The following is an 11,634-nucleotide window of genomic DNA, read 5'->3' as shown; positions in this document are numbered from 1 at the left end:
ACAGGCTGTCCTACAATTACTGGTAGTAATAATATAATAATCGTCTGTTGTTAAACTGGAACTTTTCAACTTTATTAAATTTGCATTCTATTCATTATTCCTTTTTTCAACAGGAAAAGTTCCATTTATTTCTATTTACACATCCAATTAGCTCGTTTTTAATTGAATAAATCCATATTTTCCTTAAATTAGCTGCAGTACATACTAAATTAAACTCATTCCTGACTGATTTCAATCCTCTGGTTAAAAACTCTCTAAACCCCAGATTCTCTTTATAATTTCCGATTGCAGGTTCCACCACCTGCTTTCGTTGTCCGAATATTTTTTTTGCTTCTTCTGTTTTCATTTTCTCTGCTAATTCTTTTCTCTCTTTTGAAAAATTAGCTCTTTTTAAACGTCTAATTCCATCCTTTCTTTTTGTACAATTTTTGCTATATTCACATTTTTTACATTCAGTTCCCTTGTAAATTCGGTATTTTCTCTTCCCTTTTTCCTCATAATTCTCACATAAAAACTTCAATATTTGATTTTCAGGGCAAATAAATTCATCATTTTCTTCATCATACTCAAAATTACCAATATTGAACCTGATATCTCCAACGTTTTCTGTTGCTGTTTTAGTTACTTCTTTTTTTTCGGGGATGTATGGGTCCAATTTCTTATCATTCAAATAATGTATGTTTTCTCCACTACAATATCCACTGTCTGCACATATTTTTGTGCCTTCTGTCAACAAACCACAATTTTCTTCCACAAGTTCAATCTGTGGTTTCAATTGATGCATATCACTTCTGTCTTGGCAGACATCATTTGCAACAATAATCCCCAGTTTATGATCCACTGTTATTTGAGTATTATATGCCAGTTCAAACGTTCCCTTTTTGTTTTTCATAAACCTAGATTCTTGATCAGTCAAGCTCACTTTCTCAATGCTGTCTTTTTCAAATTCATTAAGTGATTCCTTAACTGTGTTTTCGATCTCTTTTTTTCTATTATCAAATTTATCCTTACTTACTTGCTTTATATACTTCGCAACCACAGTTTTTACTTTATATTTTCCACTTTTATTCAACTGATCGTAACCACGGCAGCTTCCAAAATTTTTATCCTCAACGTTGTCTATTTCAATGCCTTTTTTTAATTCATTGTTGACATATTCTCCAATTACTTCCAAAACATCTATTATAACCGTACTGTTTTTTGACGCAGAAGCTTTTACTATGGATCCATCAGTGCTTAATTGCTCAAGGCCTATTACTCCCAGATCTTTAGCCGCCTTAACCGTGTTTATAAACACTTCCGTGATCAATTTTTCATTGTTTTTTCTGAAGTCACTGATTGTTCTAAAATCAGGTTGCAGGTTTTCAGCCAAATACATGTAAACTATATTTTCTCGAACATTGCGAGCTATCGCTCGCGATGATCGAACTCTATCAAGCATAGATTGAATCAAAATCTTACACAATATACAAGGATGATAAGAAGGGTGTCCAGGGCCTTCACACTTGATTTCAAATTCACTAAAATCCATCATATCTACAAAAGCCTCAACCAAATAACAAATATGATCTGAAGGAATAAGATCTCGAATGTCTGGAGGTAAAGTCCAAACTTGATTTTTTGAAGATTCAATGAAAACCATAAATCAAATGTCCATAACAAAATTATAAAATCATTTGTATATATTCAAACAGGAAACTCTTATTATCCGCGGTAATTGTCGGACAGCCTCTAAAGTAACGGGAATCCTGCTTAAGGCTCTTGAAAATTGTGCCAGTCAGTACTATTCGATAGTTATACCTCCCTGACCACCCTGAATCCCAGACTGTTAAGCCTCCGATCCTGTGCCGCAAAAAGCCTTTCAGCCGACCTGCAGCCTCCGGCATTTCCGTTCCAGCCTCCCCCTCTCCTTATCCGTACAGGAACCGATATACCTGGAAAGGGACTCTCCCATGCCCTGCCGTCTGAAGGTGCTCCTTTGTAGCTGATGTGGTACTCGTCCTGTACCCACTCCCCTACATTTCCATAGATATCATAAAGGCCCCAGGGATTGGGCTTTTTCAAACCTACAGGGTGAGTTTCAAGTCCGGAGTTCTCAAGAAACCAGGCATATTCTGTGAGTTTGGATTCACAGTCACCGAAAAAGTGGCTGCTTGTGGTTCCTGCCCTTGCTGCATATTCCCACTCGGCTTCTGTGGGGAGGCGGTAGACTGAGCTTTTTTCGCCAGTATTTTCAACGGCATTAAGTTTTCGTATAAAAACCTGTGCTTCTTCCCAGGAAACCATTTCAACCGGGTGCTTTTCACCCTTGAAATATGAAGGAGAATTTCCCATAACTTTACTCCACTGTTCCTGCGTAACCGGATACCTGCCCAGATAAAAGGGTTTTTTTAGAGATACCCTGTGTACAGGGCTTTCCCAGAGCTTTCTGCGTTTCTCACGGGAAGGAGAGCCCATATCAAATTCTCCTGCGGGGACAGGGACAAACTCCATTCCGATTGAGTTTCTAATCAGGTTGCTTACAGTGATTGGACTGTTAATAGAGCCTGCATCCGAACCTTCAACTGAACTGTTAGTTAGAGTGCTATCTGAGTTTTCAGTTATATTTTCAGTTAAGTTCTCAAACGTGGGTGCAGATTCTTTTGAGCATGTACATTTTCTACAAAAGTATATGTTTGGATCCAGTGGTTTCACAGCTCCAGTGAGAATAAATATTCTTCAGGTTGCTATTTTTTTCTTCTGTTTTTTATTTCTTCCTGTTTGACATTTTATTCCGATTTTATTTTGCTTTTCTTCCGTTCTTCTTATCCTTACTTGATTTCATTTTTCGTTCAAATGTCGCAATTATTGGTTAACTTTTGCATATTCTTTGGCCAGTTTTTAAGAGATATCTATACTAGCCAATAATTAATTGTGGAGTCCTGAAATTTGAATAGACACAAATACATGGAGGATATTTATGCTCAAAAATAAACACGGTTTGGGCTCAAAAATAAATCTTTTTAGGGCTCAAAAACAAAAACGTTTTTAGGGAATATATAGAAATAACGGGCAAACTGAAGGCGAACAGATGAAACAGTCACTTATTAATCTTATCCTCTTTTCTGACAGGAGAAAAGATCTTTTACTTCTCCTGAGGGAAGAGCCAAAAGATATCGATACAATCAAAGAGTTGCTCAACGTAGATGCCGGCTCGATCCAGCCGCATATTAAAAAAATGAAAGATGCTCACCTGATAACCGAGGTAAAGAAAGTCTACAGTTTGTCCGAAATAGGAAAAATAATAGTCGAAAATCTGGAGCCTTTCCTGAATTCGATTGAGGTTTTTGAAGTCAATGACAAATACTGGAAGACCCGTGATTTAACCCAGATTCCCGATTTCCTTCTGGAGAGGATTGACGAACTTGAGGGCTGCGAACTGCTTGAGCCTGATGCGGAACATCTGTTTGAGACCCCGAAAGCTCTCCTGGAAAAACTCCTGAGTTCAAAAGAGATCTTTACCTTTGTATCCTACTTTCATCCGGACGCCCCTTCCATTTATGCAGGCATTGCGGAAAATGGCATGAAGCAGGTTCTCTGCATGACAGAAACTGTTATAGAGCGCTTGTTTTCCAGTTATCCGGAAGAAGCTGACAGGCTGTCCAGAAATAAGAATTCAAAAATGTTTGTCTGCCGAAAACCCGCACCTGTCCCCTCAATTGTTGTAACTGACAGGTTTCTTGCACTTAAACTTTTTGAAAATGATGGCAAATTGAGGGACCAGATACTTGTAGCCACAGAGGAAAAAGCTTTAGGCTGGGGAAAGGAGCTTTTCTGGCACTGCATGCAGATGGCTGAACCACTGGAAGAAAAGCCAGGCTTTTGAACTTCTTTAAAATTTCAGTTAAACCAGCTTTTAAACCAGCTTTTAAACCAGCTTTTAAACCAACTTTTTTTACTCATATACCTGATACCAGAAGATATATTCCAGCTGAAATCCCTGCCCCCACAAAGGTTGCAACAAAGTTTACCCCGCTGTTTGAGAGCATACCCCTTTTCTGAAGAGTAGCCCCGAGCAGGCTGTCCACATTTGTTCCGATAAAGCCTCCTGCAGTTGTAATAAGGACTGAAAGCAGAAGGTCGTCAGATATCCCGAGAGCATAGCCGAGCACGCCTATGACTGCAGAACCGAAAATTGCGGCAAGTTCACCCAGCGAGGAAACAGCTCCATCAGCTCCGGGTTCCGAAAGCTTGAGAGTTGTGATCATTCTGGGTCTTCCTTTTGCCGTGGTCCCGATCTCACTTGCCAGAGTATCGCCTGTAGCGGTTGCAACAGTGCCCATATAGGCATAAATAATCGGAAGGCTCTGTTCCTGAAATACACCATATGCTACTGCCAGGACAAGGGCTGCGGTACTGTTCGAGAATACGTTTTCATAGCTCCGGATTCCGTCTTTTGCCTGAGCAATCCCGATTGATTCCTTGTATGCGTACTTGTATCTGGTAAACCCGCCTCCCAGAATGAAAAAAGTAAGCAGAAGCAAAAACCACGGAAGTCCGCTGAAAACAATTATCAGGACTCCAAGAAGGGCAGCACTGAGGAGGGCAGAAACGTCGGCAATTTTCGCCCGGTATGCCAGTGCACCGAGGAAAAGGGAGAAGGCAAGGGCTACAAGCATTTTCTCAGGAGGAACCCAGTACCTGAACTCCTCAAATATCCACATCGTCATCCCTGCTCCCAGAGTCACAGGGATATTACTGTCTATCTTTGAAGGAATGGACTCAAAAAGAGAACCCGTAACTGCTCCAATAACAGCTATGAAAAAAACAAAGTTATACGAGATCGGAAGTCCCTGCCAGTAGACAATCCAGCTTGCTGCAAGAAACGCCGCAGTAATCCTGAGCGCAAGAAAAATCGAGCTCCATAGCAATGAAAAACCTCTCTTCTTCATCCTGCTCTTTCTGGAATCTAAATCAGCCGTAAAGCCTCTTTCCGAAAAAAAAGAGCTGTGGTTTCCTACTGCTGCAACTGCAAAGGCGGCAAGCACTATATAAAATGGGAATGTGTACGGAAGGTCTTTAGAAACTGCAGAAACAAGCAGCATCAGTGTAAGGGAAAAAGAAAGGCTGACCGCATCTCTGCTGCAGGAAAGAAACTTTCCAGAAAACCTCAGTCCCAGAAAAAGGATAAGAGAAAGAAGGAGGAGGAGATCTACCCCTGCAAAAGGAGCTATCAGAATAAGCAGGAGATATAAGATGTGCATCACAGGAATTCCGTGATAGGAACTCCCATTTTCGAGGAGGGGGGTAGCTCTGTTCATTCTAAGACATCTTTTGTTTTTTATTCTTCCTGAGAAGCTACATAAAATAGGTTTTTCTTTATAAAAAGATAGTTGTTTTTCCTTCAAACAATTGTTTAAAATGAAATAAGATTTAAAAATATTTATGTATCTTATTACTTACGCTCGGAAAGGTTTTCATGCCAGCTCTGGAGGGTATTCAAAGAGCAAAGTAACTTTTTTGTAAGAAACTTTACTCCACAGACACCTGCTACTAATTTTATATCTCAGAAAGACAGACACCTGCGATCCGGGAGACAGTCTTTTTTGAGAATTTGTTTGAGTGGTTTTCGGTCTTCTTTTGCTATAAGAATCATTTTATTTAAGGATAAGTGTAATTAGCAAAACAGACAGATAATTATTGCAGTTAACAAATCCAGTTAACAAATCCAGTAACTGGTTGAGATCTAATTTTATGCTTGCTGTGAGGGGAAAATAATGAAAAATTATGACCTGATTGTAATAGGCACGGGTTCCGGAATGAATTATGTGAACTCCATTATTGATTCGAATCCGGAGCTAAAAATAGCTGTTATAGATAAGGACGAACCCGGGGGGATCTGCCTGACCAGAGGGTGTATCCCTTCAAAGCTTCTGCTCTACCCTGCAGAGCTTGTCAGGGAACTTGAGACAGCTCCGCTTTTCGGCATTAAGCTCGAGATAAAAGATATTGACTTCCGCATGATCATGGAAAGGATGCGCAGAAGGGTAGGTGAAGACATCGATATGATAAGGGAAGGGCTAACTGAGAGTACTTACCTTGACTATTATCCCGAAGCTGCCGAATTTATATCCCCGTATACCCTCAGGGTTGGAGAAGAAACCCTTCACTCTGAGATGATCTTCCTGTGTACGGGCTCAAGGCCTGCAATCCCGCCTGTTAAAGGGCTTGAAGAAACCGGCTACCTTACAAGCGACACTGTACTTGGACTCAATGAATGCCCGAAAAGTCTTGCCATTCTCGGAGGAAGTTACATAGGAGCCGAGTACGGGCACTTTTTTTCAGCGATGGGAGCTGAAGTCACGGTTATAGGACGAAATTCGCATTTTCTTCCCCAGGAAGAACCCGAAATCTCCGAACTTGCCAGGATAAAGATGTCGGAATATATGCGGATCCTTACAAACCACGAAGCCATAGAGGTCAGAAAAGAAAGTAACGGGCAGAAAACCGTTGTTGCAAAGGAAAGAAACTCGGGAGAGGAGACAAAAGTTACTGTAGACGAAATCCTGGTGGCAACAGGCAGAGTCCCGAATACTGATATCCTCCAACCCGAAAGGGCAGGAATCAAGACCGATTCCCAGGGCTGGATTTTAGTTGACGAGTATCTTGAAACCTCCCAGCCAAATATCTGGGCTTTCGGGGACGCAAACGGAAAATATCTGCTCAAGCATGTAGGAAACTATGAGTCCGGAATAGTTTACCTCAATGCAATCATGAAAGAAAAAGTAAAGGCAGATTACCATGCCGTACCGCACGCAGTTTTCTCCTACCCTGAAATTGCAGGCGTAGGGATGTCAGAACAGGAAGCTATTAAGGAGTACGGGGAAGACAGGGTCGTGATAGGCTTTAAACTCTTTGAAGATACGGCAAAGGGAGCTGCTATGGAAGCCAGGGATTATTTCGTAAAAGTAATTCTGGACGGGCAGGAAGAAAAAATTCTGGGCGCCCATATTATAGGCCCCCATGCTTCGGTCCTGATCCACCAGGTAATTCCTCTCATGTACACGGCATCAAGAAGTGCAGAGCCAATTATCCGCAGCATGGACATCCACCCGTCCCTCAGTGAGGTTGTCACAAGAGCCTTTTATTCCCGGCTGTCTCCTGGACACTACCACCATATTATGAAACATCTCGGGCTTGAGGACTGAAAAGCTCAGTTTAAAGGTTGAAAAAACCGCTGAAAAGACGAATTAAATACTGAAAGCTTTGCTCAAACGAACTAAATTACGATTTCTTTGACCCATACAACCTTATTCGCCGTACTGGGTCGTCACTGTCACGCTCGACGCAGGAGAGCGGCTTTCAGACAAAAAAGAAGTGAAAATAAGAACCAGAAAGTGAAAACTCCTGAGAACACTGTAAGAAACTAACAGGTATAAATGACCGGGGAAGCCTATAAGAGATCAACAAAAAAATCAAAAAATCAGCATGGGAAAGCAACAACAAAACCTGTAAGTATACCAAAGAAAGATAAATCAAATTTTATCTGAAAAATGCTCTTTTTATCTCTTTTTATCTCTTTTTATCTCTTTTTTCTTTCCTCTTTCTTCTTTTTTTGCAGGGCCTCCAGACAGGCTGGTGGAGGCATTCTATAAAGATTGGACTAAAAAACGGTTTCCAGGATCGAGATAATTTCTTTTCTTCTCCAGGTGGCAGGTCGGTTACAGTCTTACGCGGCTATTTTTTAAGCAGGTCAAAAACCCACCTGCTGACGCCTGGGGCAACGTTTCCGCAGCGCCTGTAATATTCAACCTCGAACCCCATTTTTCCGTACTCTTCAATTAATCCAGGGATCTGAGAATCCTTTTTGAATGTGTAAAAATGGATGTTCCCTCCTTTTCTTACAAGTCCTGAAACCTCACAAAGAAAATGATCCCTGCCGTAAGGAGTTGGCACAATTGCTCTGTCAAACCCATTTTCCGAAACCTGGAATCCTTTAATTTTCCCGGATTCTGAGTCGGCAATTACAGAAGGAAAAACTGCACTTTCGGTTTCAACTGTATTTTCGGTTTCGGTCTCAACTTCATTTCCGGGCTTGATATCAGGGTTTAAAGAGCCGGGATGGTGAAGAATAGATTCAGCATCTCCCTGGATTACGGTCACCTGCCTTTCAAGTCGGTTCAACCGGACATTTTCTTTCAGGCAGGCACAGGCGTCAGGATTTATTTCGATTGCAAAGACAACTGCCCCTTTTCTTGCAGAAGGGAGCACAAAGGGGCCCACACCTGCAAAAGGGATTAGAACAGATTCTCCAGGAAGAACTTTTGAGGCCACACGTGCCCTTTCCCAGAAAAGCCTGGGATTGAAAAAAACCTTTCTTACATCCATTCTGTATGTGCAGCCGTTTTCCCTGTGAAGGGTTTCTGCAGATTCTCCGGAGATAAGTTCAAATTGGGCTACCCTGTGTTCCCCTTCAAGCTTGCTGATCTTGTTGAGTACAGCCCGGGTATTGCCTCTCATCGAAAGAATCTTTGAGACAATAGAGTTCCTGTAAGCCTCAAGTTCCTTTGGGATAGAAATTACTGCAATATCCCCTACATAATCAAAGCGCTTTGGGACTAAGGGAAGAAGGGGTTCTTCAACTATTCCTCTCATCGCATCTCGCAGGGTCACTCTATCTCGAAAACTCATCTCAGGACACCTCTGTCTGGTAAAATTGCAGACCTTTCATCATTTCAGGTTCTTTATCAGGACACTTAATAGGAAACTTGATTATTCAGGCACTTATTCAGGCACTTATTCAGGCACTTATACAGGCACTTATTCAGGCACTTATTCAGGCACTTATTCAGGCACTTATACAGGCATTTCATCTTTGTAGATAATTTCATCTTTGTAGATATTTATTATTTGACTTTCACTCTCTGCTTTTTCAGTACGCTTCAGTTTCGATTTTCTCTGTTGAGCCAGTACAAATCATACAGAGTAACAGAAGGATTGAAATTGCGAAAGCTACAAAAAGAAACAAAGCCTGAGAAAAGAAAAAAGCGAAACAGAGATTAAAGCTGATCCTGAACACACGCAGGAAAATTTGATATGAAAATATTTATAGAAACTCCCAAATACAGTTTTTCGAAATACCGAAAAACAGAAAAAGGCTATGAAAGAGCTTTCATTTCTCCCCTGCCTACTATCTTTAATTATGGTTTCGTAGAGGGTACAACGAGTCCGGACGGCATGGAAGAAGATGTGGTTGTGCTCGGTCCCCGCCTGCCCAGAGGAAGCACCCTTGAAAGGGAGAGCTTTGATGGGATTGTAAGGTTCCTTGACAATTCTATCCGGGATGATAAGAGATTGGTATATATCAGTGGCTTTTGCTCTCCTGTCCTGCTTTCTTATTATTTCAGGCTTTATGCCCTTTTCAAAGTTTTTCTCTATGCTTTTCATGAAGGAAAAATCACAAAATGCCGGTTTGAAGGAATCGAACTCGAGAGATTAAACTGAGACTCCAACTCCTTTTTTTATATCAGGTTCCTCTTCAAGAAAAACTATCCGTGCAGTCGGAGCATTTGCTTTTACGGACTGGATTCCTCTCACGCAACTTTCCTTGCTTTTGTAGCCCTGGCTTACAGCGATAATCTGCCCGTTTCTTGCTCTCAATCTGAAACGGTATTCTCCGGATTCATCCGGATAAACTTCAAATTTAGCCATTCTATTCCCCTCAGTTGATCCTCCTCTAAATCCGGAGGTTCAAGCTTTAAACGATCTGTCGTCAGTCACAAAATGCTCTTTTGGAACGTGTTTTAGATTTAGAATATCTCAAATATAGTTCCATCAATAAGCACTGAAACTTAAGATTCAACGATTAAGGATATTTCCGGAGTGGGTTTGAGAACCCTTTAAGAGATTTGATTCAATTAACTGATTAATAATCTATCTAAATGTATAGGAAACTAAAATTAGAACTATAATTGAAGTTTCATCAAATTTACTTATCTGTTAGCAGAGAGAAGTTAGCAGAGAGAAGTTAGCAGAGAGAAGTTAGCAGAGAGAAGTTAGCAGAAAGAAAACTTTTAATGAAGAATAAAATTATTTGAAGAATTCTTTAACAACTGATTTCCTGAAAGGACAACTTTTAGAAAACTACTAATAATTTAAAGAAGCTTATAAAAAAGGTGCTTTAATATGCCTTTTCATGTGATGCTAATCCCTACCCTGGGTTGTCCTGCGAATTGTAGTTATTGCTGGAGTTCCGAGGAAAAATCCCCGATAATGAGTATCGAAACCATTAAAGAAGTGGTTGAATGGCTTAAGGGCTTCAGGGGGGATTCGGTTACTTTTACCTTCCATGGTGGAGAGCCTCTCCTGGCAGGAGCGGACTTTTACCGGGAAGCCTTACCCTTGCTGGCTGAAGGCTTGAGTTCCAGGAGAATTGCTTTTGCCATACAGACAAACCTCTGGAAGCTTACCCCGGAAATAGCCGAAATTCTTGCCAAATACAATATTCCAATCGGTTCCAGTCTGGATGGTCCCCAGGAGCTTAACGACCTGCAGAGGGGAAAAGGGTACTATGAAAAGACCATTAGAGGCTATGAGATTGCCCGAGCTCACGGGCTGCTGGTGAGATTCATCACTACTTTTACCTCCCATTCCATAAAGTTCAGGGAGGATATTTTCAATTTTTACCTGGAAAAAGGTTTAACACTTAAACTGCACGCCTGCCTGCCATCTTTGAAGGATGACAACCCCGAGAAATGGGCACTTGATCCTGAAGAGTATGGGGAACTCTTAATTTACCTTCTGGACAAATATCTGGAAAACGTGGGCAGGATTGAGGTCATGAACATTGACCACCTGTGCAAGTGTGTGTTCACAGGCAGAGGCACTGTCTGCACCTTCGTGGACTGCATGGGAGATACCTTTGCAGTGGGCCCTGACGGAGCGATCTACCCTTGCTACCGCTTCGTAGGCATGCCCGAGTATGTCATGGGAAATGTTTATGACCATCCGACAATGGCAGACCTCGCCCAGTCCGATGCCTGGAAGCTCATGCACCAATATAAGGAGTACGTGGACACGGAATGCGGCAAATGCGCCCATATCAAGTACTGCAGAGGCGGATGCCCTTACAATGCTATAGTACCCACGGATGGGGAAATAAAAGGTGTCGACCCGCACTGCGTTGCCTATAAGATGATATTCGATGAAATAACCAAACGGGTCAACGAGGAAATGTTCGGGTCTGCTGGCGGCATGGATATGTTTATGCCCCAGACAATGAAACCTTCAAAGCCGGGCATAATGTCTCTCATGCTTAAGAAGATCTGATTAAGAGGGCCAGACGAGTTGAGTTTGACCAAACTCACTCTTAATTTCACTTTTTTGTAACCCGGGTCAAAAGAGCTTTTTTGTTTAAGTCACCCGAAACTTCAGGGCTATTGTCTGCATTTATACCTCATTTTCACGGGCGTGTTTTCACGAATGACAGTCCCAGTACTCCAAAATAAAACAATTCAACTGGAAGTTTCAGCCGGAATTTCAGCCTCATGGACTAAATCTCATTTTGTCAGTTCCCCTTTTGTATACCCTTATTTTCTTAATGTATCTCTGTTGTTTATTGAAATAGTTTATATATACCCACTTTCTAAACTAAAT

General features: G+C 41.4%; 8 protein-coding genes and 1 pseudogene. 4 read left to right on the top strand and 5 right to left on the bottom strand.

The annotated features are described in order from the left end of the window. Positions 1–16: 16 nt before the first annotated feature. Positions 17–1,642 (bottom strand): annotated as a pseudogene (locus EO92_RS17240) (IS1182 family transposase). A 152-nt stretch (positions 1,643–1,794) separates the two neighbouring features. Beyond that, entirely contained in the window at positions 1,795–2,694 is a 900-nt protein-coding gene (locus EO92_RS12805; protein ID WP_048172111.1) for a formylglycine-generating enzyme family protein, read from the bottom strand. Between the two features lie 376 nt (positions 2,695–3,070). Here EO92_RS12805 and EO92_RS12800 point away from each other — a divergent pair, with 376 nt between their 5' ends. Beyond that, complete coding sequence (locus EO92_RS12800; RefSeq protein ID WP_048172109.1) at positions 3,071–3,865, top strand: winged helix-turn-helix domain-containing protein; 795 nt, start codon at positions 3,071–3,073, stop codon at positions 3,863–3,865. Between the two features lie 73 nt (positions 3,866–3,938). Here the strand turns inward: EO92_RS12800 and EO92_RS12795 are convergent, their stop codons facing one another. After that, complete coding sequence (locus EO92_RS12795; RefSeq protein ID WP_048172107.1) at positions 3,939–5,300, bottom strand: TIGR00297 family protein; 1,362 nt, start codon at positions 5,298–5,300, stop codon at positions 3,939–3,941. 456 nt (positions 5,301–5,756) lie between these two features. Here EO92_RS12795 and EO92_RS12790 point away from each other — a divergent pair, with 456 nt between their 5' ends. Further along, positions 5,757–7,187, top strand: a complete 1,431-nt coding sequence (locus tag EO92_RS12790; RefSeq protein ID WP_048172105.1) for a dihydrolipoyl dehydrogenase — start codon at positions 5,757–5,759, stop codon at positions 7,185–7,187. Between the two features lie 529 nt (positions 7,188–7,716). Here EO92_RS12790 and EO92_RS12785 read toward each other — a convergent pair. After that, entirely contained in the window at positions 7,717–8,670 is a 954-nt protein-coding gene (locus EO92_RS12785; RefSeq protein ID WP_048172095.1) for a class I SAM-dependent methyltransferase family protein, read from the bottom strand. A gap of 405 nt (positions 8,671–9,075) precedes the next feature. On the opposite strand from EO92_RS12785, the gene EO92_RS12780 reads away from it, so the two are divergent. Further along, positions 9,076–9,483 carry an inorganic diphosphatase gene (locus EO92_RS12780; RefSeq protein WP_048135112.1) on the top strand — a complete coding sequence of 136 codons (408 nt, stop codon included), beginning with the start codon at positions 9,076–9,078 and terminating at the stop codon, positions 9,481–9,483. On the opposite strand, the gene EO92_RS12775 is transcribed toward EO92_RS12780, so the two are convergent. Continuing rightward, positions 9,475–9,690, bottom strand: coding sequence for a YegP family protein (locus EO92_RS12775; protein WP_048172092.1), 216 nt, complete (start codon positions 9,688–9,690; stop codon positions 9,475–9,477). The two genes, EO92_RS12780 and EO92_RS12775, sit on opposite strands and share 9 nt — an antisense overlap. A 474-nt stretch (positions 9,691–10,164) precedes the next feature. Between EO92_RS12775 and EO92_RS12770 the strand changes: the two genes are divergently transcribed. Next, positions 10,165–11,307 carry a TIGR04083 family peptide-modifying radical SAM enzyme gene (locus EO92_RS12770; protein ID WP_048172089.1) on the top strand — a complete coding sequence of 381 codons (1,143 nt, stop codon included), beginning with the start codon at positions 10,165–10,167 and terminating at the stop codon, positions 11,305–11,307. Positions 11,308–11,634: the final 327 nt, after the last annotated feature.

Source organism: Methanosarcina sp. 2.H.A.1B.4 (assembly GCF_000979385.1).
Lineage (GTDB): Archaea > Halobacteriota > Methanosarcinia > Methanosarcinales > Methanosarcinaceae > Methanosarcina.
Note: the sequence above shows the minus strand (reverse complement) of the source record. Positions and strands in the feature narration are given on the sequence as shown.